20 protein-coding genes are annotated in these 21,825 nt (G+C 66.0%); 14 read left to right on the top strand and 6 right to left on the bottom strand.

The window, feature by feature from the left end; genetic code table 11:
- Window positions 1-16 precede the first annotated feature (16 nt).
- Complete coding sequence (locus L1O03_RS11250; protein WP_236120067.1) at window positions 17-2,188, top strand: MMPL family transporter; 2,172 nt, start codon at window positions 17-19, stop codon at window positions 2,186-2,188.
- Here the strand turns inward: L1O03_RS11250 and L1O03_RS11245 are convergent.
- On the bottom strand, window positions 2,185-3,744 hold the full coding sequence (locus L1O03_RS11245) for a PucR family transcriptional regulator ligand-binding domain-containing protein (RefSeq protein ID WP_236120066.1): 1,560 nt from the start codon (window positions 3,742-3,744) through the stop codon (window positions 2,185-2,187). The two genes, L1O03_RS11250 and L1O03_RS11245, sit on opposite strands and share 4 nt — an antisense overlap.
- A gap of 187 nt (window positions 3,745-3,931) precedes the next feature.
- Between L1O03_RS11245 and gabT the strand changes: the two genes are divergently transcribed.
- Both gabT and L1O03_RS11235 read left to right on the top strand, forming a co-directional pair.
- On the top strand, window positions 3,932-5,263 hold the full coding sequence (gene gabT, locus L1O03_RS11240; protein WP_236120065.1) for a 4-aminobutyrate--2-oxoglutarate transaminase: 1,332 nt from the start codon (window positions 3,932-3,934) through the stop codon (window positions 5,261-5,263).
- 35 nt (window positions 5,264-5,298) lie between these two features.
- The gene (locus L1O03_RS11235) at window positions 5,299-6,549 is read left to right on the top strand and encodes an aromatic amino acid transport family protein (protein WP_236120064.1); all 1,251 of its coding nucleotides are present in this window, start codon (window positions 5,299-5,301) and stop codon (window positions 6,547-6,549) included.
- 209 nt (window positions 6,550-6,758) lie between these two features.
- Here L1O03_RS11235 and L1O03_RS11230 read toward each other — a convergent pair whose 3' ends face one another.
- Both L1O03_RS11230 and L1O03_RS11225 read right to left on the bottom strand, forming a co-directional pair.
- Window positions 6,759-7,034 carry a hypothetical protein gene (locus L1O03_RS11230; RefSeq protein WP_236120063.1) on the bottom strand — a complete coding sequence of 92 codons (276 nt, stop codon included), beginning with the start codon at window positions 7,032-7,034 and terminating at the stop codon, window positions 6,759-6,761.
- Window positions 7,031-7,543 (bottom strand): hypothetical protein, encoded by a 513-nt coding sequence (locus L1O03_RS11225; protein ID WP_236120062.1) that lies wholly within the window; start codon window positions 7,541-7,543, stop codon window positions 7,031-7,033. Before L1O03_RS11225 ends, L1O03_RS11230 begins: the two co-directional genes overlap by 4 nt.
- Window positions 7,544-7,927: 384 nt before the next feature.
- On the opposite strand from L1O03_RS11225, the gene L1O03_RS11220 reads away from it, so the two are divergent.
- The 4 genes from L1O03_RS11220 to L1O03_RS11205 all read left to right on the top strand — a co-directional run bounded on the left by L1O03_RS11220 (window position 7,928) and on the right by L1O03_RS11205 (window position 10,656).
- Entirely contained in the window at window positions 7,928-8,755 is an 828-nt protein-coding gene (locus L1O03_RS11220; RefSeq protein ID WP_236120061.1) for a class I SAM-dependent methyltransferase, read from the top strand.
- Window positions 8,756-8,914: 159 nt separating this feature from the next.
- On the top strand, window positions 8,915-9,289 hold the full coding sequence (locus L1O03_RS11215; RefSeq protein WP_236120114.1) for a cupin domain-containing protein: 375 nt from the start codon (window positions 8,915-8,917) through the stop codon (window positions 9,287-9,289).
- 387 nt (window positions 9,290-9,676) lie between these two features.
- Window positions 9,677-10,207 carry a hypothetical protein gene (locus L1O03_RS11210; RefSeq protein ID WP_236120060.1) on the top strand — a complete coding sequence of 177 codons (531 nt, stop codon included), beginning with the start codon at window positions 9,677-9,679 and terminating at the stop codon, window positions 10,205-10,207.
- Window positions 10,208-10,212: 5 nt separating this feature from the next.
- A complete protein-coding gene (locus tag L1O03_RS11205; RefSeq protein ID WP_236120059.1) occupies window positions 10,213-10,656 on the top strand; it encodes a hypothetical protein in 444 nt (147 codons plus the stop codon).
- A gap of 57 nt (window positions 10,657-10,713) precedes the next feature.
- On the opposite strand, the gene L1O03_RS11200 is transcribed toward L1O03_RS11205, so the two are convergent.
- Window positions 10,714-11,232, bottom strand: a complete 519-nt coding sequence (locus L1O03_RS11200) for an alpha/beta hydrolase (RefSeq protein WP_236120058.1) — start codon at window positions 11,230-11,232, stop codon at window positions 10,714-10,716.
- Between the two features lie 258 nt (window positions 11,233-11,490).
- Here L1O03_RS11200 and kdpF point away from each other — a divergent pair, with 258 nt between their 5' ends.
- The 6 genes from kdpF to L1O03_RS11170 are packed head-to-tail and all read left to right on the top strand — an operon-like array spanning window position 11,491 to window position 19,161.
- Window positions 11,491-11,583 carry a K(+)-transporting ATPase subunit F gene (gene kdpF / locus L1O03_RS11195; protein WP_236120057.1) on the top strand — a complete coding sequence of 31 codons (93 nt, stop codon included), beginning with the start codon at window positions 11,491-11,493 and terminating at the stop codon, window positions 11,581-11,583.
- A 3-nt stretch (window positions 11,584-11,586) separates the two neighbouring features.
- Window positions 11,587-13,236, top strand: coding sequence for a potassium-transporting ATPase subunit KdpA (gene kdpA, locus L1O03_RS11190; protein ID WP_236120056.1), 1,650 nt, complete (start codon window positions 11,587-11,589; stop codon window positions 13,234-13,236).
- Window positions 13,237-13,274: 38 nt separating this feature from the next.
- Window positions 13,275-15,284 carry a potassium-transporting ATPase subunit KdpB gene (kdpB, locus tag L1O03_RS11185; RefSeq protein ID WP_236120055.1) on the top strand — a complete coding sequence of 670 codons (2,010 nt, stop codon included), beginning with the start codon at window positions 13,275-13,277 and terminating at the stop codon, window positions 15,282-15,284.
- Window positions 15,285-15,328: 44 nt separating this feature from the next.
- Complete coding sequence (locus tag L1O03_RS11180; protein ID WP_236120054.1) at window positions 15,329-15,889, top strand: potassium-transporting ATPase subunit C; 561 nt, start codon at window positions 15,329-15,331, stop codon at window positions 15,887-15,889.
- Between the two features lie 9 nt (window positions 15,890-15,898).
- A complete protein-coding gene (locus L1O03_RS11175) occupies window positions 15,899-18,349 on the top strand; it encodes a DUF4118 domain-containing protein (RefSeq protein WP_236120053.1) in 2,451 nt (816 codons plus the stop codon).
- Window positions 18,349-19,161, top strand: a complete 813-nt coding sequence (locus L1O03_RS11170; RefSeq protein WP_420830338.1) for a response regulator — start codon at window positions 18,349-18,351, stop codon at window positions 19,159-19,161. Before L1O03_RS11175 ends, L1O03_RS11170 begins: the two co-directional genes overlap by 1 nt.
- A gap of 3 nt (window positions 19,162-19,164) precedes the next feature.
- Here the strand turns inward: L1O03_RS11170 and trhO are convergent, their stop codons facing one another.
- Entirely contained in the window at window positions 19,165-19,959 is a 795-nt protein-coding gene (gene trhO, locus L1O03_RS11165; protein ID WP_236120051.1) for an oxygen-dependent tRNA uridine(34) hydroxylase TrhO, read from the bottom strand.
- A gap of 78 nt (window positions 19,960-20,037) precedes the next feature.
- Complete coding sequence (locus L1O03_RS11160; protein ID WP_236120050.1) at window positions 20,038-20,382, bottom strand: hypothetical protein; 345 nt, start codon at window positions 20,380-20,382, stop codon at window positions 20,038-20,040.
- A 383-nt stretch (window positions 20,383-20,765) separates the two neighbouring features.
- On the opposite strand from L1O03_RS11160, the gene L1O03_RS11155 reads away from it, so the two are divergent.
- Window positions 20,766-21,758 (top strand): esterase/lipase family protein, encoded by a 993-nt coding sequence (locus L1O03_RS11155; RefSeq protein WP_236120049.1) that lies wholly within the window; start codon window positions 20,766-20,768, stop codon window positions 21,756-21,758.
- The last annotated feature ends 67 nt before the right edge of the window (window positions 21,759-21,825 follow it).

Here is a 21,825-nt window from a genome sequence, read left to right as displayed (position 1 = left end):
CGGTATAGTCGTCTTTATGACCACCACCCAGAATGAACCTGCGGCCCCTTCTCGCCGCAGGTATTTTTCCTTTTCTGCCATCGTTATTGTCGTGTGGCTATGTCTCTTCGGGGTGGGCGGGATGTCTTTTGCCTCGCTCTCCGATGTGGTGACGAGCGACCGCACCTCCTTTCTCCCCGAATCTGCGGAATCGACCCACGTCGCCTCCGTGCAGGCGGATTTCTTGGGATCGGATTCCATTCCGGCCATTGTCGTTATTGAAAACTCCAACGGATTAAGCCCCACGGATAAACAGGCTGTGACCTCCTTCCAGGAGAAGCTCCCGGAGATCCTCGGCCAGGACGTGCAGACCTCCCCGCCGATCCCCTCGGAGGACGGGAAGGCCATCGAGCTCATCATCCCCATCCCTTCCTCGATGGATGCGGGCGAAGCCGTCGAATCCCTCCGCGAGGGCATCACCCAGGCCACGGATTCCTCCCCGGGGCTGCGCAGCTGGGTAAGCGGCCCCGCCGGGTTTACGGCCGACCTTCTGGAGGCTTTTTCCGGTATTGACGGTCTGCTTCTGGTGGTGGCCATCGCGGTGGTGGCGGTGATTCTCCTCATCGTGTATCGCACCCCTATCTTGCCGATTATCACGCTGCTCACCTCGCTCACGGCATTGTGTTTTTCCGTGCTTCTCACGGTGCTCTTGGCCCGCAGCGGAATCATTACGGTCAACGGCCAGGTGCAGGGGATTCTCTTCATTCTGGTGATCGGCACGGCGACGGATTATTCCCTCCTCCTTATCGCGCGGTTTAAGGAGAAAATTGCCCACGCCCCGAAGGAGCGCGCGTTCACGGCCGCGCTCGCCGCGCTGAAGGAGGTGGCCCCGACGATCCTCGTCTCCGCGGGGACCGTGGCCGCCGGCATCTTCTGCCTGACGTTTTCTGACTTGCGCTCCAACGCGGCGCTGGGGCCCGTCGGCGCCATCGGGGTTCTCTGCGCGGCGCTGACGTCGCTCACTTTCCTCACTGCCTTCCTCGTGCTGCTCGGGCGGCACGCGTTCTGGCCTTCGAAGAAGTACGCGGCCCACGCCTCCGCCGCGAGTGCCGACCCCACGGATGCCTCCGCGCATGGTGTGTGGGCCCGCATCGCGTCGACGGTTCGCCAGCGCCCCCGCGCCTGGGCAGGCGGCCTCACCGTGCTGCTGGCCTTGGGCTGCGCCGGGATCCCCGCCCTGGACGCCCAGGGTGTCCCGACGAGCGAGCTCGTCGTCGGCTACAGCGAGGCCCGCGAGGGCAACGAGATCCTCCACGAGCACTTCCCCCAGGACAGCGCCTCCCCGGCGTACATCCTCACGCAGGAGTCGGACATGGCGGAGGTGGCCAGCCTTGTCCGGGATACCGAGGGCATTGCTGACGTGTCCGTGACCAGCGCCGATTCTCCGAGCGGCTTCCTCCCCCTCGGCCCCGACGGCGCCCCCATCCCCATGGGCCCGAAGGCCGCCGAGCCCACCCGCATTGATGGGCAAGTCATGCTCCAGGCCAGCCTCGCGGATTCGGCCGAGTCCCCCGCCGCGGAGAATACCGTGCGCACCCTCCGCGAGAGGCTCGCCTCGCTTGAGGCCACCACCTACGTTGGCGGGGAGACGGCCACGACCATCGATACGAATGACACGGCCATCCACGATCGCAACCTCATCATCCCGATCGTCCTCGCCGTGATCCTCGTCCTGCTGGCGCTCCTGCTGCGGGCGATCGTCGCGCCGATCCTGCTGCTCATCGCCACGGTTCTCAGCTTCGGCTTCGCGCTGGGCGTGTCCTCGTGGGTGCTCTCCGCGATGGGGATGGGGCAGGCCGACCCCTCCGTGCCGCTTTATGGCTTCATCTTCCTCGTCGCGCTGGGCATTGATTACAGCATCTTCCTCGCCTCGCGGATCCGCCAGGAGGCCCTCGAGCACGGGCACGAGTCGGGGACCCTTCGCGCCCTCACGCTCACCGGCGGGGTCATCACCAGCGCCGGCGTGGTGCTCGCGGCCACGTTTGCGGCGCTGGCCGTCGTGCCCATCCAATTCCTCGTGCAGCTGGCTGTGATCGTGGGCTTTGGCGTGCTGGTGGACACGCTGCTCGTGCGCTCCTTCCTCGTGCCCGCGACCTCGCTGCTCAGCGGCCGCCGCTTCTGGTGGCCGTGGACGAAGGTGGAGAGCTAAGCCCGCGCCTGCCCGCTCGCGTGGGGTGCCGGGCGGGTCGCCACCACGAGGAGCAGCTCCGCGATGCTCAGCGGGTCCGCCAGGTCCACTCCGCAGAGCTCGCTGATGCTCGCGAGCCGACGACGCATCGTGTGCCGGTGAACCCCGGCGAGCTCCGCGGCCGCGCCGACGTTCGTCCCGGCGCGCGCCCACGCGGCGAGGCTCCCACACAGGTCTGTGCCGTGCTCGCGGTCATGGGCGGCGAGCACGTCCCAGGTGTCGCGCGCCTGGGCGTCGAGGGCCGCAGCCACCGCGGAGTCCCGGAGCCAGTCGTGGCTGGTCGTAGCCGCCCACTCACCGAGCGGCACCGTGCGGCACATCATCGCCAGGCGCTCGACGGTCTCGCTGCTGAGGGCGTCGAGGCTCATTGGCTCGCCGACGAAGACGCGCACCCCGCCGCGCGCCCCCTCGAGGAGGCTGAGCGCCGAGTCCACGCCCCGGCTCCCCCGGAGGACGAGCAGCGTGGTGGTGGGGTCGACGGCCAGGGTGGCGCAGGAGCGATTCTCGCGGCGAAGCTGTTCCCGCGCCGCGCGCTCTGCGCGTCGAACCCTGGCGGGCTGCTCGGCGTGGAGGAGGATCGGGCGGATGCGGCCCGCGCCGTCCGCCACCCGGGCGAGGATGGTGTGGAGCGCGCTCGCATCGGGGGCCGCCCCCACGTGGAGGGCAAGAGCGTGGCTGAGCAGGCGATTCTCCCGCTCCACGAGGGCATCCGAGCGGCGCTGGAGGATATCCGCGAGGCTCGCCGCGTGCTTAATGAGCGCCCGATCCGCCTCCCCGAGCAGCCGCCGCGAGCGCACCCCCATGACGTGATGCCGATGCCCATAGCGCGTCATGTGAAACACCATCGTCCCGGGCGCGAGGCTCCCCTCGTGGCGCCCGCGCGCAATGTGTGCCACCGCGAGCTCCACCGCGGATTCCCCCACCTTCCCGACGACGCGGCCGTCATTATCCACCACGGCCACCTCCGCATCGAGGCTCTCCGCGAGCTGCTCGCACAGCCCCGTCATGCCCTGCGCCACCGCGCGCGCGGTGAGGAAACTCTGCATCCGGGCGAGCTCCTCGCGCTGCCTGCGCGCCCGGCGCCCCTGCTCCTCCGCCACCGCCGAGGTGATGGACAAGAAGGCCGTGGCCCGCGGGACCTCAAAGAGCGCAAGCCCCGCCTCCCGGCACGCCGCCACGAGCCCCTCCGGGACGGCATCGAAGACGAGCCCCGTGCCGAATCCGACGGCCACCACCCCGTGTTCCGCCAGGTGGTGGACGTAGTCCGCCCAGGGGTGAGCGGGCTCCGCGCTGGCAACACCGCCTGGGCCTCCCGCGAAAACCATGCCCAAGCTCAGCACGATGCTCCCGGAGGGGAGGAACTCCCCCGGGTGGAGGAGCTCCGTGGTGTGCACCGCGCAGAAGCGCGCCGGCCGATCCACGAGAGGGCGCAGCCGCAGCCGCGTCTGGCGCAGCAGCCAATGGAGGTCCAGCTCCCCGCGGGCGGGCGGGATGGAGCGATGATTCGCCGAGTTCACGGGCCCATTCTGGCAGACGTGCTCCATCATGGACAAGATCTGCCGGATATTTGTCCATGCCGGACATTTCCCCCAGGGCGACCCCTCTCACATACTGAGTCCCACGATCTCCCCGTCACACTCGTGGCGCCTGTTTATCGAGGGCTGGCGTCGTCGGCCCCTCCCCACCCCTTCCGAAGGAGAACCCATGAAGGACCTCACCTACCGCCTCCCCCAGAAGCGCTCCGTCCAGGGCCCGCTGCCCGGCCCGGCCTCGCAGGCACTCGCCGAGCGGCGCGACAACGCCGTCGCCCGCGCGCTCACCCCCGGGCTGCCCGCGTACATCGTCGACGCCGACGGTGGCGTCCTCGTCGACGCGGATGGCAACTCCTTCATTGACTTTGCCTCCGGCATCGCGGTGACCACCGTGGGCGCCTCCAACGAGAAGGTCGCGGCCGCCGTGCAGGAGTCCGTCCAGCACTTCACGCACACCTGCTTCATGGTTTCCCCCTACGAGTCCTACGTCGCCGTGTGTGAGAAGCTCAATGAGCTCACCCCCGGCTCCTTCGCAAAGAAGACCGTGCTGCTGAACTCCGGCGCGGAGGCCGTGGAGAACGCGGTGAAGATCGCCCGCGCATACACGAAGAAGCACAGCGTCGTGGTCTTTGACAACGGCTACCACGGTCGCACCAACCTCACCCTCGCGATGACCGCGAAGAACAAGCCTTACAAGGAGGGCTTCGGCCCGCTCGCCGGCAACGTGCACCGCATCCCCACCTCCTACCCGCTGCGCGACGGCCTCTCCGGCAAGGAGGCCGCGGACCGGGCGATCACCAAGATCGAGCAGGAGATCGGCGCGAACAACCTGGCATGCGTGGTCATCGAACCGATCCAGGGCGAAGGCGGCTTCATCGAGCCGGCCGAGGGATTCCTCCCCGCCCTTGTCGAGTGGTGCCAGAGCAACAACGTCGTCTTCGTTGCCGACGAGATCCAGGCCGGCCTTGCCCGCACCGGCGACTGGTTCGCCTGCGATCACGAGGGCATCGTCCCGGACCTCATCACGACGGCGAAGGGCATCGCGGGCGGCATGCCGCTCTCCGCGGTGACCGGCCGCGCCGAGATCATCGACGCCGTCCAGCCCGGTGGCCTCGGCGGGACCTACGGCGGCAACCCGGTGGCCTGCGCTGCCGCCCTCGCCGCCCTCGACCAGATGGCGGAGCTCAACCTTAACGGCCGCGCCCGGGAGATCGAAGACATCATCCGCGAGGAGCTCTCCCCGCTGCTCGACACCGGCCGGGTCGCCGAGATCCGCGGCCGGGGCGGCATGATCGCCCTGGAGTTCGTCGAGCCCTCTGGGCAGCCCGACGCCGCCCTCACCGCCGCGATCGCCGCGCGCTGCAAGGAGCAGGGCGTGCTCATCCTCACCTGCGGCATGAATGGCAACGTCATCCGCCTGCTGCCGCCGCTCGTCATCTCTGAGGAGCTGCTGCGCGACGGCCTCCGCGTCCTCGTCGACGCCTTCCACGCCGTCCAGGCCTAAGCGCCTCCCCCTCCCCGCCGGACCTGAAGGACACCATGACCGATACCTCCTCCCCCTCGACCCCCACGACGCAGCCTGGCCCCGACACCACCGGCCCCCACCGCGCTCACCTCAGCGTGGCCCAGGGCGTGGCGCTCATCTTCGGCACGAACATTGGTGCCGGGATCCTCTCCCTCCCCTACGCCGGGCGCAATGGCGGATTCCTCGCGCTGCTCGTGGCGCTGGTCATCGCGGGCGTGCTCACGACGATCTCCATGCTCTACATCGCCGAGGTCTCGCTGCGCACCAAGGAGCCGCTCCAGCTCTCTGGCCTGGCCGAACGCTACCTCGGCCAGACGGGCCGCTGGATCATCTTCATCGCGATCATGGTGAACAGCATCGGCGCGCTCATCGCCTACGCCTCCGGGAGCGGGCAGCTGCTCTCCAACCTGAGCAACGGCCTCATCCCGGAGCTGGCCGGCACGCTCGTGTTCTTCGCCGCCGGGTCCTTCATCATGTGGAAGGGCCTGGAGGCCACCGGCCTCACCGAGGGCCTCATCACCTGCGGGATGGCGGCGATCATCCTCATCCTCTGCGGCTGGACCTTCGCAGGCCCGGGGATCAGCATGGAGAACCTCGTGGTCTTCCATCCCTACTTCATCGTGCCGATCCTCAACCTCGCGGTGTTTACTTTCCTGGCCCAATACGTGGTCCCCGAGATCGCGCGCGGCGCAGACCCCGCTTCCCCCTCCGCGGTGCCGCGCTCCATCGTGCTCGGCATGTGCGCCACCGGCTTCACCCTGGCGCTCGTGCCCTTCGCGGCGCTCGGCTTCCTGGGGACCTCGGTGTCCGAGGTGGTCACCGTCTCCTGGGGTGAAAACCTGGGGACCAGCGCCTACTACCTGGCCAACATCTTCGCCCTCTGCGCGATGTTCACCAGCTTCATCGCCATCGGCTACACCGCCATGCGCAACATCCTCGACGTCTGCCACTGGGCCGAGCACGGACGCCAACGCCCCCTGGCCGTCGCACTCACCGTCGGCCCGCCGCTGATCATCTCCTTGGCCGGATGGGGCAGCTTCGTCGCCGCCCTCAGCTATGCCGGCGGATTCTCCGGCGCCGTCATGTCCATCATCCCCGTCATCCTCCTTAGACTCTCCCGACGCCACGGCGACCGCAAACCCGTCTGGCAGGCCACCTGGCAGGCCCACCCAGCCCTCCAAGTCGTTCTCATCGCCGTCTACGTGCTGGCCTTCCTCTACTCCATCGCGTCCATCCTCAACCTCGTCCCGGCAGGCTGGGCATAAGACCAGAAGCGCACGATGCCCCTTGTCCGCTGACAACTGTTCTCGCAGCTGTTGCAGACAAGGGGCTAGCTTTCCCGATCCAGCTCCACAGCACCACCCATGCGGACGCAACGCTGAAAACTCGTACGTCGCTCATCTCGATCATGGGAGAGACAAGGATGCCTCTACCTGACGGTCACCGGTATGTACGCGGATAGTACGTGCCGCTTTCACTCTCTGGTGTTATTGATAGCATCCACGATGGAGCTACCAGGATGCTTCCTCCTGTACTCTTTCAGCTCCTCAGGATTGATATCTCCGAGTTCTTTATGCGATGCAATAGAATCGATGCTCTTTCGCGACGGCATAAGAACAAGAAGATCGATAAGACCAGCCACGATGAGCAGGATCAACGCCACCATATAATCGTGCTGGATCGCCACGAAAACTGCGGCAACAACAAGAATAATCGTTAGAGAGACCGCCCAAACTTTTTTATTCGTCACTGGAAGCACTTCTCCTTAACATCCTTGTATCCGACGATCTCTGCGACGAGATCCTTCACTGCACCGCCCATTGCCATCAGTTTCTCGTAGCTGAACGACGCTCCCCACATGATTCGTACAGCTTCCTGGACGCCACCCAGCGCTTTGATGAGCTTCTTGATCTTCACAATTTTTGCGACAGGGATGGCAGTAGTAGCGATTAATGCTGTTATAGCCAAGGTGCAGTCAACAGTATTTGCCCTTGTAGCCATAATCGGATGCTGCTCTTTCCATTGATCATATGCAGCGTCACCCTTCTGAAGGACTTCATCTGGAATGCTCTCATAGTATTCGAGAAGCGTAGTCATTGCTTCAGCTTGATCATCAAGCGTGCCTTGGAATGGGGAATCCACGAGGCGAATTTCGGAGCGAGAAGCATCTCGACTCTCCGCATGGACTTCCACTTCACAGAATGAGCACATTACAGCAACAGCGCTCACTGTAGCGACGATCTTCTTGGTGATCCTCATGATCCCTCCTGGTCGATGAGTAGGACAGCTACAGACTGGAATACTAAGGTCACCCTTGTCAATAAGTACCGATGAGATTGATAGATTTCCCCCGTATTGGGGGTGAACGAAAGCTACCTTTTCAATTTTTCTGACACCTTGACATGTCGTCTCGCGGATGCAGCCATGATGTGTTTCCTATAGTTCACACAGCATCTGACCGCTCCGAACAGAGCACTCTCCGCCCGCCTCATCGGCATCGGTCCCTGGCACTCTCACGATCGTGCCCTCTGTTACCACCGCCCCTCCCTGGCTCCTGCCGCGCACATCACCGGTTGCACTCTCGGGCACTGTATCGTTCACCCCAGCCACCCCTAAATACGTATTTGGGAGTAGCATTAAGGCATGCCTCACACACAGCATCCGCATACCCCTGAATCTGATCGCCCCGTGGAGAGCCAGGGCGGCCACTGGATCCTCGCAAGCGTCGGCAAGAAGGTCCTGCGCCCCGGCGGCCGAGAAACAACGGACTGGCTGCTCAGCAAGCTCAACCTCGCCGGGGCGGACGTCGTCGAAATTGCCCCCGGACTGGGCACGACCGCCCGCCTTCTGCTGGACGCCCACCCCGCCACCTACACCGCCCTGGACCAGGACCGCGATGCCTGCGAGCAGGTCGCCCACCTCCTGCGCTCCCACCCCGAGTGGGGCGGCACGCAGCAGAAGGTCTATCACGTGTCCGCATCGGATACGGGCCTGCCGGACGGGTGCGCCGACATCGTCATCGGGGAGGCCATGCTCACCATGCAGGGCGCAAAAGCGAAGAGGGCCATCATGGCGGAAGCCCACCGCATCCTCCGGCCGGGCGGGTTCTACGCCATCCACGAAATGGCGCTCACCCCCGATGACCTGCCCGAAGAGATCGCCACCGCGATCCGCCGGCGCCTCGCGCAGGTCATCAAAGTCAACGCCCGCCCCCTCACCCGGCCGGAATGGACCGAGGTTGCTACTGAGGCCGGCTTCACCGTCACCGACAACTTCACCACCACCATGAGCCTCCTCGAACCGCGCCGCCTCCTCGCCGACGAAGGCCCGCTCGGCGTGGCCACCATGATGATGAACCTCGCGCGAAAGCCAGAAGTGCGCCGGCGTGTGCTCGCCATGCGCGCCACCTTCACCGAATACCGAGACTATCTGGCGGGGATGGGCATGGTGCTGCAGAAGAGGGAGCCGTAGCGCTGGTCTGCGCTCTCGCCTCAGTGATCTCCCGCGCTCACCGAGGCGGCAGTGCGAACACCCCATCCCCATCCACGCTGATCCAAGAAGAAGGCCACCATGCACACCAACCACCCTGACACCTTTGGCAGCCCCGAGCAGCGCTCCGACGCCGGCCACATGAGCACCATCCGGGTGCTGGAAAACCTACCCGAGCCCCACCCCACCCGGCCGCGCCCCGGCGTGCGCCGGCTCCTCCAGGCTGATGGCGGCAACCTCATCTGCTTCCACTTCCTCCCGGGTCAGAGCCTGCCGGATCATCGCGCGGCCCACCCCATCACCGTCCAGTGTCTGCGCGGCACCCTCGTCTTCACGTGCGAGGACGAGGAGATCACCATGGAGCCGGGCGTCGTCCTCCATCTGCCGGCTTACCTCATTCACCGGGTGGATTGCCCCGCCGACGCCGACCCCGCCGAGCAGCACGTCCTCCTGCTCACCATGCTCACGGGAGAAGACGCCACCCCGCCGCGGGCGAGGCGGCTACGCCATCCATGATGTGCTGCTCATTCCCGATGACGTCCCCAAGGACATCGCCACCAACGTCCGCGGCCGCACAGTCACTATGCTCGCCTTCTTCACCGAGCGCAAGGAAAACCTCGAGGGGCATCGCCTTTGAAGCCGAGGAAGAGGGAAGAGGAAACCGCTAGATAGTCAATGTACGTGCCCCAAAGAAAGAGCCGTTCCAGCATGTCCTCACGTAGTGAGTTGCGTCACCTTTGTGAGTTTTGTGCAATTATTCACAAGGTATTGAACTCTTCGAGGGGGAACCTTACCATAGGCACATGATAGATAAGCTGCAAGAACGCGGCTTATCAACCCCACCAAAGAGAGGTTCCCGAGCACATGAGACATAAGGGTTTTATGAAAGTTCTAGTAGCGAGCATGTGCACTACTGGCATACTCACCCCTCCTGTAACTAATGCTCAAGATCAGGCGCCCTTTTCAGGAGAAGATCCCACGATTTCTCAAGTACAGCAAGAGCTTGACTGTTCACATGGAGAACACAAAGTATTTCTTGACTCACAAGGAACGAAACACTCCATCGGTTGTCAAAAACTAGAGAAGAGCGATAAAGCGTCTACCACCGGGGCGAATGGTCCATTTATAAATTTTAACCATTGGAGCCCTTACGAAGACCATACTTTTCATTGCGGTTCAAGTACCGTACGCAATCAGCAAATCGCATACCTCCATTATCGAGGCACGGTCCATGCCTCGGGTGAACAGGGCTCTGGTGGCGACTGCGGCGGACAAGGAAGAGTTGTTGGTGCGAGTATCACTTACAAGCGGGATGGAAAACAGATAGCTAAAGCTGTCGCTGGCGTGGGTGAAACTCAAACTGCACATGCCTGGGACGACATAAACTCGAATGCTCCTGCAACTGAAATGTACTTCGACTTCACCTTCGGATGATCGTTATGCGGAAACTCTCTCTCTTTCACATCGGCACTGCGGCCTTCATCATCCTGTGGACACTCCAGATTGTGGCCTTGTCTACGTCAGTAAAGGAATGGCTTGACCAGCAGACCGGCGTTCCGGGTGGCGGACTGGCTTACGCGGTGTGCTTCCTGGTCGCTGGGCTGAGCCTCAGCGGGGTAGCGGCCTACTCGGGCTACCTCTACCACCAGGGATGGGAAACCGCACGGTTCTGCCGCGCACTGAAGATCGGGGTGATGATCGCGGCGCTTGCCGCCATCGTCTGCACCATATGGTTCATGATCAGCCCCGGATATATGAATCCGGTGGGCCTCCTCGGGTTGGCGGTCAGCCTGGCAACATGGGCGTGGGTGAGCGCCATCGCCAACCAGGGGATCCGCGAGCATCATCATCCCCAAAAGAACCCAACCCCCTCACCGCACTGATCTTACTGCTCACCATGCTCACGGGAGAGAAGACCATCCCCGCCACGGATGCGGCAGCTACGCCTCCCGAAGAAACGCGTCCGTCACCGAGGTGACCAGCTGAAATCCCAGAGAATCGGCGAACTGCGCGTCAAAGGCGTGATCCGCCCAGGGAACTTCTTGCAGCGTGACGTCGATCCCCGCGGAGCGCGCCTGACCGGCAAATGTCCTCACCGAATCAGGCGGCACGAACGAATCCTGCGGGCCCGGCACCCTCGCATCCACTGAGGCCCGGTACGCCGTGCTCACCGCCAGACCACCACCCGCCGAATCACCAAACACGGACAGGCGCTGCGGATCCCCGCCCCACTCCGCCGCGTGCTTCGCGCACCATGCATACGCAGAAAAAACCTGGTCACGTACGGTATCCGCCGTCGGCCTGTTGGGGGTCGCCAGCTCATAGCTCGGCCGCAGCACCAGATACCCATGGTCCGCGAACCACCGTAAAGTGGCCGGCATGCGCGCGTCCTGATTCCACCCACCTCCATGGATATCGACGATCACCGGTCGCTTGCCGCGCTCGTCAGATCGCGACACCCCATAAATGTCAACGTCACCCCCTGGTAAGCGCCCCTGCGTCGGGTAGTGGGCACGGGCATCGGGGGGCAGTATTCTCGTCACTCATCGATCGGGGGATGAACGCACGCGCAATGGACACCGAACCACCTTGACGGTCTCCCACCGCGGCCGCCTCTCCCCTCTACCGTCAAAGAAACGTCAAGATTTCCTCATTGGCCGTAAAAATCCCGTCAAAGTGGGGCCGATCCCTCATGAGTGCTTTCTAAGGTGCCTCTCATGAGTCAGATCGTTGCCATTGGCCTCCTCGTGATCGCCATTGCGTTGGCGTGCTACCTGGTCATTGCCCTCGTCGATCCAGAGAGGTTCTAGGTCATGTCGTCTTTTTCTCTCGTGGCCACGCTTGGCCAGATTGCTGTGTTGATCATTCTCCTTGCGGCGGCGTATGTGCCGGTGGGTCGGTGGATGGCGAGAGTGTACACCTCGCCGCGCCACCTGCGCACAGAGGCACTGTGCTACAAGCTTCTGCGCATTAACCCCGACGCCCCTCAGACATGGCGGGGTTATAGCCGGGCTGTATTGGGATTCTCCCTGGCATCCGTCGTCGTGCTGTATCTCATCCAAAGGCTGCAAGCGGTGCTGCCCTCCTGGGGGAATCCGCAGGAGGCGGTGGAGCGCGCGATGGCGTTCAACACCGCGGTGAGCTTCGTGACGAATACGAACTGGCAGTCCTACTCCGGTGAGGACACGCTGACGAACTTCACGCAGGCTGCGGGCCTCACGGTGCAGAACTTCTTGTCGGCGGCTGTCGGCATGGCGGTGGCGGTGGCGCTCGTGCGCGGGATTGCCTACCACCGCAACCTGGGGAACTTCTGGGTGGACCTCGTGCGCGGGACCACGCGGATCCTGCTGCCGGGTGCGGTAATCATCGCGCTGCTGCTCCTCGCGGGCGGCGTGGTGCAAAGCTTTGGGTCCAACCTGGTGACGGCGCAGGGTGTCGACGTCCCCCGCGCGCTCATCGCATCGCAGGAAGCCATCAAGGAGCTGGGCACCAACGGCGGTGGCATCGTGGGGGCGAACTCCTCGCACCCCTTTGAGAACCCCAACGGTTTCACCAACATCGTGGAGATCTTCGCGATTCTTGTCATTCCCGTCTCCCTCACGCACACCTACGGGATCATGACGCAGCGCGCCAAGGATGGCTACACCCTGCTGGGCGTCGTCGTGTTTCTGTGGGGTGTGGTGCTGGGCCTCATGACGTGGGCACAGGTGAAGGCCGGCACCATAGAAGGCATCGAAGTGCGCTTCGGCCAGGGGGCGTCCGCCCTCTTCGCAACGTCCACCACTGCCACCTCGACGGGCGCGGTCAACGCGATGCATGACAGCCTCGCGCCGGCCGCCGGTGGCCTGGCCATGCTCAACATGTTGCTCGGCGAGGTGTCGCCCGGCGGTGTGGGCGCCGGGCTCTACGGTCTGCTGGTGGTGGCGATCGTGGCGGTGTTTATCGGCGGGTTGCTCGTCGGGCGCACCCCCGAGTTCGGCGGGAAGCACGTGGGCCGGCGGGAAATCACGGCGTCGTGTCTCTACATCCTCGTGATGCCGACGCTCGTGCTCGCCGGGACGGCCATCACGGTGCTGCTGCCGGGCACGATCGACGCGCTCACCAACTATGGGCCCGTCGGCTCCCCCGCCGGCGCCCACGGCCTGAGCGAAATCATCTACGCCTACACCTCCGGCGCGAATAACAACGGCTCCGCGTTCGGCGGCCTCACCGTGACGAACGTGTGGTTCCAGCTCTCGCTCGCCGCCGCGATGGCGCTGGGCCGATTCCTGCCCATCATCTGCGTTCTTATGCTGGCCGGGTCCTTCTCTGAGCAGCGCTCGACGGAGGCCTCCTCCGGCACCCTCCCGACGCACGGCGTGACCTTCGGGGCGCTGACCGTCGGCGTGGTGCTGCTCGTCGCGGCCCTGACCTTCTTCCCCGTTCTCTGCCTGGGCCCCATCTCCGAGGCCCTGGCGGCCTAGTCCCACGGAACTCACAACCTCCTCCCTAAGGACATCTGATGAATAAGAACACTCTTCTTTCCGCGTTGCCTTTGGCGTTCCGCAAACTGAACCCCAAGGTGCAGGCGCGTAACCCCGTGATGTTGGTGGTGTGGGTTGGCGCGGTCATCACCACGTTCTGGTCAATCACTCACTCCTCGCTGTTCGCCTGGTCCGTCACGGCCTGGCTGTGGGTCACGATCCTCTTCGCCTCCTACGCGGAGGCCGTCGCCGAGGGCCGCGGTAAGGCCCAGGCCGACGCCCTGCGCTCCGTGCGGACCGATACCCGCGCCCGGCTGCGCGACACCGACGGCACCGTCCGCGAGGTCGCCGCGACCGAGCTACACAAGGGCGACGTCGTCCTCGTCGCCGCGAACGAGACGATCCCCGCCGACGGTGACGTCATCGAGGGCGCGGCCACCGTCGACGAGTCCGCGATCACCGGCGAGTCGGCGCCCGTCGTCCGCGAGGCCGGCGGGGACCGCTCCGCCGTCACCGGCGGCACCGTGGTGCTCTCCGATGAGATCGTCGTGCAGGTGACCTCGGAGCCCGGGCAGAGCTTCGTGGACCGGATGATCAGCCTGGTGGAGGGCTCGGAGCGCCGGAAGACCCCCAACGAGATCGCGCTGTCCGTGCTGCTCGCCACGCTGACGATCATCTTCCTCGTCGCGGTCGTCACCCTCGCGCCCACGGGCACGTGGGTGGGCGCCGAGTTCGACCCGCTCAGCCTCATCGCGCTGCTCGTCTGCCTCATCCCCACCACCATCGCCGCCCTGCTCTCCGCCGTGGGCATCGCCGGCATGGACCGCCTCGTGCGACACAACGTGCTGGCCACCTCCGGCCGCGCGGTGGAGGCCGCCGGTGACGTCGACGTCCTCCTGCTCGACAAGACCGGCACCATCACCTTCGGCTCCCGGCGCGCCACAAACCTCTTCCCCGCCACGGGCGTGGACATGGAGGACCTGGCCTCCGCCACGCGGCTGGCCTCCCTCGCGGATGAGACGCCGGAGGGCCGGTCCATCGTCGAGTACACCGCCGAGAAGCACGGGCTCACCCAGGAGGCGACGCCCGAGGAGCGCTCCGCCGAGGTCGTGGCGTTTAGCGCGACGACGCGCATGTCCGGCATTGACATCGCTGGGCGGCGAATCCGCAAGGGTGCTGGCGACGCCGTGCGCGCGTGGGTCTCGGAAGGGCAGGGCGCCTGGCCTCAGGAGGTCCAGGACACCGTCGAGAAGGTTGCCCAGGCGGGTGGAACGCCGCTCGTCGTCGCGGAGGAGGGCGCGCAGGGGCGCCGGGCGCTCGGTGTCATTGAGCTCTCGGACATCGTGAAGCCGGGGATGCGGGAGCGCTTCGAGGAGCTGCGCCGGATGGGGATCCGCACCGTCATGGTGACGGGTGATAATCCTCTCACCGCGCGCGCGATCGCGGAGGAGGCTGGCGTCGACGACGTCCTCGCGCAGGCCACCCCGGAGGACAAGCTGGCCCGCATCCGGGAGGAGCAGTCCCACGGCCGCATGGTCGCGATGACCGGCGACGGCACCAACGACGCCCCGGCGCTCGCGCAGGCAGATGTGGGCGTGGCGATGAACACGGGCACCTCCGCGGCGAAGGAGGCCGGGAACATGGTGGACCTGGACTCGGATCCGACGAAGCTCATCGACATCGTGGGGGTCGGGAAGCAGCTGCTCATGACCCGCGGCGCGCTCACCACGTTCTCCCTGGCCAACGACCTGGCGAAGTACTTCGCCATCCTGCCGGCGCTCTTCGCGGCCTCGGTGCCGCGGCTCGGGGCGCTCAACGTCATGGGGCTGCACTCGCCGCAGTCGGCCATTCTCTCGGCGATCATCTTCAACGCGCTCATCATCGTGGCGCTCATCCCGCTGGCGCTCAAGGGCGTGAAGTACCGCCCGGCCGCCGCCGCAACGCTGCTGCGCCACAACCTCGCGGTGTGGGGACTCGGCGGGGTGATCGCCCCCTTCATCGGTATTTGGATCATTGACCTGGTGGTTCGCTGCCTCCCCGGATTCTGAGCCTTCTGATCCATCCCGGAGTCTGAAGGATCCTGAAAGGAATCATGATGTCTTTTCTTCGCTCTACTGTTCGCGGCTTCATCGCCGTCATCATTGGCACGGTGGTGCTGGGCATGGCTTACCCCTGCGTGATGTGGGCGGTCTCCCGCATCAACGCCGACGCCGCCGAGGGCCACCTCATCTACGATGGCGACTGCCTCGTCGCCGCCCACGGCCTCGCCGACGGCCGCCCCGACGACGCCTGGTTCCAGTCCCGCGCCGAGGGCGCCACCAACCTCTCCCCCCTGGACCCACAGCTCAACAAGGACTATGAGTCCCGCCGCCAGGAGATCGCCGCCCGGGAGCACGTCGCCCCCGAGCAGGTTCCCCTCGACGCGGTGAGCGGCTCGGGCTCCGGTGCCGACGACGGCATCTCCCCCGCCTACGCCGAGCTGCAGGTTCCCCGGGTGGCCCGCGCCCACGGGCTCAGCGAGGAGGAGGTCCGCCGCCTCGTGTCCGAGCACACGGCCGGCCGGATCATCGGGGTGTTGGGCGACCCGGTCGTCCACGTCACCGACCTCAACGCCGCCCTGCCGGGCGGCACCACCTGCCCGGCCGTGGAATGATAACCAACCATGGAGGGACAGGCTGAAGGAACATTCAAGGTCTACCTGGGTGCGGCGCCGGGCGTGGGCAAGACCTGCGCCATGCTCGCGGAGGCCCGGCGACTTCAGGCCGCGGGCAAGGATGTGGTGGTCGGGATCGTCGAGGATCACGGCCGCGCCTACACCCGGGACCTCGCCAGCTCCTTAGAGACGATCCCCCGGGACGCGGCGGGTGAGCTCGACGTCGAGGCGGTCCTCGCCCGCCACCCGCAGATCGTCCTCGTGGATGAGTTGGCGCACTCGGCGGGCTCGAAGAAGCGCTGGGTGGACATCCACACGCTGCTCGCCGCGGGGATCAACGTCATCTCCACGGTGAATATCCAGCACCTGGAGTCCCTCGGCGACGTCATCACGCACATCACCGGGACCGTGCAGCGCGAGACCGTCCCCGACCGGGTGGTGCGCGACGCCGACACCGTCGAGCTCGTGGACCTGTCCCCCGAGTTCCTCCGCAGCCGCATCGCGGACGGGCTCGTGTACTCCGAGCAGCGCATCGGCACCGCGCTGAACAACTACTTCCGCACCGGCAACCTCATCGCCCTCCGTGAGCTGGCCCTTCTGTGGCTCGCCGATCAGGTCGACGACGCCCTCGCTACCTACCGCGAGGAGCAATCCATCACCGATACGTGGGAGACGCGGGAGCGCGTCGTCGTCGCTATTGCGGAGGAATCCGATGCCGCGCCGCTCATTCGGCGCGGGCGGCGGATTGCGCAGAAGTCCTCGGCGGAGCTGCTGGTTGTGCACGTGATCGGCGGGGATGCGTTCACTTCGGGCACCCTGGACACGATGCCGCGGATCCGGGAGCTCGCCGCCGATGTGGACGCGAGCGTCCACCAGGTCACCGGCGATAGCGTTCCCGAGGCGCTCCTCCACTTCGCGCGCGCGGTCAACGCCACCCAGCTGGTGCTGGGCACGAAGCGGCACCCGCGCTGGCGCCACTTCTTCCGGGAGGACACGGCGCACGCGGTGGCGCGGGGTTCGGGGCGCGTCGACGTCCACCTGGTCACCCTCGACACCGAGCCACGCAGCAGCGACGGCGGCGTCGAGCCCCCGCACCGCCTGCGGGGCATGCTCCTGCGCTGGAGCCTCGCGATCCTGGCGCCCTTCCTCACGACGGCGGTGTGCATCGCGCTCGATCTCTCGCCGGATATTGCGCTGACCTCGGCGATCTTCTTCGCGATGATCCTCGCGGTGAGCCTGGTGAGCGGCATCGTCCCGGCGCTCCTCTCGGCGTTCCTCGCGGGGCTGCTGCTCAATTGGTTCTTCACGGTCCCCACGCACACGTTCACGATCGCCCACCCCTCGCACGGCTTCACGCTGGTGGTCATGCTGGCGATGGCGCTGGCCGTCGCGCTGCTCGTGGACCGGGCCCGCCAATCCCGGCGCGAGGCCCGCTCCGCCTCCCAGGAGGCGGACCTGCTGGCCACCTTCGCGCGGACGGTGCTCCGCGGCGCGCAGGTGGAGACGGTGCTGGACAAGATCGCGAAGGTCTTCGGCTGCTCCTCCGTGAGCGCCTTTGATGAGTCCGGGCAGCTCATCGCCATCCAGGGCGAGCCCGCGAAGGACAGCGTCGACACGCCCATCACCTCCCATGACGGCACCGTCACGCTCCGCCTCTGGGCGCCGCACAACATCCAGGCGGATCATCGCGGGGTGCTGGCCGTCGTCGCCGATCAGGTGGCGGCCCTGCGCCGGCAGGAGGCCCTCGCCGCGGAGGCCGCCGAGGCCCGCGCCCTCGCCTCCGCGGACAAGCTGCGCCGCGCCCTCCTCAGCGCGGTGAGCCATGACCTGCGCTCCCCGCTCGCCGCGGCGAAGGTGGCCGTGTCCTCCCTCCGCGCCCCCGATGTGGAGCTCTCCGAGGAGGATCAGGCCGACCTCCTGGAGACCGTGGAGGACAGTGTCGACGAGCTCACCACGCTGGTCACGAACCTGCTCGACTCCTCCCGCCTCGCCGCCGACGCCGTCAGCCCGCACCTCGGCCCCGTCCCCCTGGAGGAGGTCGTCTTCCGCGCGATGGGCCGGCGCGGCTACGCCTCGGGCCTCGTCCGCGTGGAGCCGAGCTGCAGCGGCGCCGTCGTCCGCGCGGACCGCGTCCTCCTCGAGCGCGTCCTCGCGAACCTCATCGACAACGCCCTCACCCACGCCCCCGGCACCCCCATCACGGTGAGCGCCGCCCAGCCCGACGCCGGCCACGTCACCATCAGCATCACCGACGAGGGGCCCGGCCTCCCCGCCGGCCAGGAGGAGAGCATGTGGCAGCCCTTCCAGCGCCACGGCGATCGTCACCGCGACACCGGCGTGGGCCTGGGGCTCGACGTCGCCCGCGGTTTCACGCTCGCGATGGACGGTAGCATCGAACTCGTCAATCGGGAGGACGCACCTGGGGCCTGCGCCCGCGTCACCCTGCCGGTGGGGTCGTGATGGAACCCTCGGCAACAGCAGAGAAGGAGGCCGGAGTGAGCACCCGGATCTTGGTGGTGGATGATGACCCGCGCCTGGTGAAGGCGCTGCGCATCAACCTCATCGCGCGGGGCTATGACGTCGTCACGGCAACCACGGGCAGCGAGGGCGTGCGCCGGGCCGCTGACCAGCACCCCGACCTCGTCATCCTCGATCTCGGGCTCCCGGACCTCGACGGCACCGAGGTGCTCGCCGGCATCCGCGGCTGGACAAACCTGCCCATCATCGTGCTCACCGCACGAGACACCTCCATTGACAAGGTGTCTGTCCTTGACTCCGGGGCCGACGACTACATCACCAAACCCTTCGCCATGGAAGAGCTCCTCGCCCGGGTGAGGCTGGCGCTGCGCCACGCCGCGCCGCGTGGGCAGCGGGGCGCCGGTGGGGCGGGCGGCGGAGGGGCGTCGGCCCCCGGGGAGGATCGCGGGGAGCCCGTCGTGCGGGCGGGCAGCCTGCTCATTGACCTCGCGGCCACTCGCGTCACCCGCGACGGGAAGGACATCCACCTCACCCCCACGGAGTGGCGGGTCCTCGAGGTTCTCGTCCGCGCGCAGGGGAGGCTCGTGCGCCGCGATGAGCTCCTCAACGCCGTGTGGGGCCCCGGCCACGAGAACGAGGGCCACTACATTCGGGTGTACATCGCCCAGCTGCGGCGCAAGCTGGAGACCAACCCCGCCCACCCGCAGCACGTCATCACCGAGACCGGCCTGGGCCACCGCTTCCTCGCGGAGGAGGGGGAAGAGAGCGAGGCGAGTGGGGCTGGTGGGGCTTAGGGGCTAGCGCTCGGGGGCGGGAGCCGCCGCGGGGGCGGGCGTGTGCGGCTTCTCCGCGAGCTCCTCCCCGCCCTTCACCTCGAGCGTTTCGCGCTGGTCAAAGACGTACAGGTCCCCCTCCCAGAAACCCCGATCCCGGTACTTCTCCGTGTAGCGGTGGATCCCGCCGTCCAGCTGATAGACATCCTTGAAGCCGCGGTTCTTCATGAGGACGGTGAGGATCTCGCAGCGGATGCCGCCCGTGCAGTACGTGACCACCGTTTTGTCCTTGAGGTCATCGTATTTGCCGGATTCCAGCTCGGGGAGGAAATCGCGGGTGGTCCGCGTCTCCGGGACGACGGCCCCGCGAAACTTCCCCACCTCGGCTTCCTTGGCATTGCGCCCATCAAAGAAAACAACGTCCTCCCCGCGCTCCGCCATGAGCCGGTGGAGCCCCTCCGGGCTGAGGCGCTGGCCGCCGCCCTCGACGCCCGCCGCCGAGACATGCAGCTCATCCGGTGCCCCAAACGTGACGAGCTCCGGTCGCACCTTCACACTCAGCCGCGGGAAATCATCCCCGCGCCCCTCTGACCACTTAATGTCCGCACCCTTGAACGGGGCGTAGGCGTGCAGGCCGCGAACATAGCGCTTGACGTCGTCGAGCTCCCCTCCCAGCGTGGCGTTGATGCCATCCCGGGAGACGATGATCCGGCCGCGGAGATTGTTCTGCTCGCACAGGCTGCGCTGCCAGAGGCGGATGGCTTCTGGGTCGGCAAGCGGGGTGAACACATAAAAAAGGATGATCTTGGGGACAGCCATGGCCCACAGTCTAGCGGCCCCGACGTTTCTGCTGGTCACAGGCGGCGCCGACGACGACGGCGAGGCCGCACTGAGCCCTCATCCCGCCCATTCCGCCACCCGGGGATGGTGCCGGACCACATAGATCACGGCGAGGAAGGGAATGATGACGAAGAGGCGGAACCAGAGCGACGTCTGGCAAGCCGCGCCGCAGAACATCACGATGCTCACCCCGATTCCATAGAAGTTCTTTGTGTGGAATCCCTGTCGGAAGAACAGATAGGCCAGGCCCAGAAGCCCCACCAGCGCAGGAACTCCCCATATCAGCAGGTCATCCCAGCGCATGACCGTGCCTCTTCCCGCAAAAGTCGACAGAAGGACGCACCCGGCATAGACGAGGATGTAGCAGTAGGTTGCATAGTTCTGTTTGGTTTGCAGCGACATCGCGGTTCCATAACGTCGTTATCAGCGAGGGGCGACACTGACCTTAACAACTGCCCCCTCCCCCTTCAAGGGTTCCTTCCTCGGGCGGGACTGAAAGCGGCGGCCGTCGTCGTACCCCCAACCAGATCACACCTTTTACGGCGTTCGTGGCGACATCGGCGCCCCTGCCGCGGGTGGCCAAAGGGAACTGTCGCACGATAGGTTTCCGCGATTTTCTCCACGATTTCACCCCCGTTTAGGGCCGATTCGTGCTCTCAATCGATCATGAGAGGCCCCTGGCATTTTCTCAGGAATTAGGCTTCATGCAGACACTACGTATCCATACGTCACTGAAAGGGCCAAACATGAGCTCACACACAACACAGGGTTCTCGGATGCGTCGGATGATGCGCTCTGGACTCGCGGCGCTCTCCGCGCTGACCATGGGACTGGGCATCGCGGCGGGCGCGGGCACGGCGCATGCCGCCGAGGTCGCCGGCTGGACGGGCATGGGCCCGCAGCTCGCGCCGCAGGACAACATCTCCGCCGCCATCGCGCACGGGATGGCCGCGCAGGACGCCAGCCCCTCCGGCGCCAACGAGGAGTGCACCCCTCGCCCCGGTGAGAACCCCGTGGTCCTCATCCACGGCATGGTCTCCACCCCGTACGGTTCCTTCGCCGCCCTCGCCCCGGCGCTGAAGGCCCAGGGTAAGTGCGTCTACTCCTTCACCTACGGCCGCTACAACAGCCCCGCTAGCGGCAGCTCGGCCATGGGCTTCGTCCCTGGTTTCGACGGCGGCCTCGCCCCGATGGACAAGTCCCTCGCCGAGGTCACGGAGCACATCCAGCGGGTGAAGGAACACACCGGCGCGGAGAAGGTGGACATCGTGGGCTGGAGCCAGGGCGGTTCCCTGGCCACGGCGTATGCGAAGCAGTCGGGCGGTAAGGACGTCGGCACCGTCGTTTCCCTGGCGGGCGTGCTCCGCGGGACCTCCATGCTGGGGCTCGCGAACCTGCACCACGAGTTCGCGCAGCTGGGCCTGCCGATCTCCCAGGCGGTGGATCTGACGCTCGGCGCGTCGGGCAATGATCTGCTCGAGCACTCTGACTTCATGACTCGCCTCAAGGACGGCGGCCTCGAGGTGGATGGCGTTCACTACGTGTCCATCGCCACCCTCTTCGATGAGTCGGCGAACCCGCTGGGCAATGACCAGTACTCCTCGAAGGACTACCAGAACATTGTTCTTCAGGATGGCTGCCCCAGCGACGCCTCCGATCACCTGGGCGTTCCCTATGATCCGCGCTCGATCGCTCTGACCCAGAATGCCCTGGGCGGCAACGTGCCGGTTCCGTGCACCGGGACCGTCGGCCCCTTCATCCCGGGTAGCTCGATCTAGAACACGATCTAGAATCATACTCGGCATATCAATGTTTCCCTCCCCCATTGCGCCTCGGCCGTGGGGG

Origin of the sequence: Corynebacterium uropygiale (genome assembly GCF_021568315.1) — a bacterium.
Lineage (GTDB): Bacteria > Actinomycetota > Actinomycetes > Mycobacteriales > Mycobacteriaceae > Corynebacterium > Corynebacterium uropygiale.
The sequence above is the reverse complement of the archived record's forward strand: the minus strand, read 5'-3'. Positions and strand labels throughout refer to the sequence as shown.

Excerpts from the sequence above, each read along its gene's own strand:
- L1O03_RS11180 (WP_236120054.1), top strand. The coding sequence starts at position 15,329 with ATGATGTCTTTTCTTCGCTCTACTGTTCGCGGCTTCATCGCCGTCATC.
- L1O03_RS11170 (WP_420830338.1), top strand. The coding sequence starts at position 18,349 with ATGGAACCCTCGGCAACAGCAGAGAAGGAGGCCGGAGTGAGCACCCGG.
- L1O03_RS11215 (WP_236120114.1), top strand. The coding sequence starts at position 8,915 with ATGAGCACCATCCGGGTGCTGGAAAACCTACCCGAGCCCCACCCCACC.
- L1O03_RS11210 (WP_236120060.1), top strand. The coding sequence starts at position 9,677 with ATGTGCACTACTGGCATACTCACCCCTCCTGTAACTAATGCTCAAGAT.
- kdpF (WP_236120057.1), top strand. The coding sequence starts at position 11,491 with ATGAGTCAGATCGTTGCCATTGGCCTCCTCGTGATCGCCATTGCGTTG.
- L1O03_RS11235 (WP_236120064.1), top strand. The coding sequence starts at position 5,299 with ATGACCGATACCTCCTCCCCCTCGACCCCCACGACGCAGCCTGGCCCC.
- L1O03_RS11160 (WP_236120050.1), bottom strand. The coding sequence starts at position 20,382 with ATGTCGCTGCAAACCAAACAGAACTATGCAACCTACTGCTACATCCTC.
- kdpB (WP_236120055.1), top strand. The coding sequence starts at position 13,275 with ATGAATAAGAACACTCTTCTTTCCGCGTTGCCTTTGGCGTTCCGCAAA.
- L1O03_RS11155 (WP_236120049.1), top strand. The coding sequence starts at position 20,766 with ATGATGCGCTCTGGACTCGCGGCGCTCTCCGCGCTGACCATGGGACTG.
- L1O03_RS11220 (WP_236120061.1), top strand. The coding sequence starts at position 7,928 with ATGCCTCACACACAGCATCCGCATACCCCTGAATCTGATCGCCCCGTG.
- L1O03_RS11225 (WP_236120062.1), bottom strand. The coding sequence starts at position 7,543 with ATGAGGATCACCAAGAAGATCGTCGCTACAGTGAGCGCTGTTGCTGTA.
- L1O03_RS11205 (WP_236120059.1), top strand. The coding sequence starts at position 10,213 with ATGCGGAAACTCTCTCTCTTTCACATCGGCACTGCGGCCTTCATCATC.
- kdpA (WP_236120056.1), top strand. The coding sequence starts at position 11,587 with ATGTCGTCTTTTTCTCTCGTGGCCACGCTTGGCCAGATTGCTGTGTTG.
- trhO (WP_236120051.1), bottom strand. The coding sequence starts at position 19,959 with ATGGCTGTCCCCAAGATCATCCTTTTTTATGTGTTCACCCCGCTTGCC.
- L1O03_RS11250 (WP_236120067.1), top strand. The coding sequence starts at position 17 with ATGACCACCACCCAGAATGAACCTGCGGCCCCTTCTCGCCGCAGGTAT.
- L1O03_RS11175 (WP_236120053.1), top strand. The coding sequence starts at position 15,899 with ATGGAGGGACAGGCTGAAGGAACATTCAAGGTCTACCTGGGTGCGGCG.
- gabT (WP_236120065.1), top strand. The coding sequence starts at position 3,932 with ATGAAGGACCTCACCTACCGCCTCCCCCAGAAGCGCTCCGTCCAGGGC.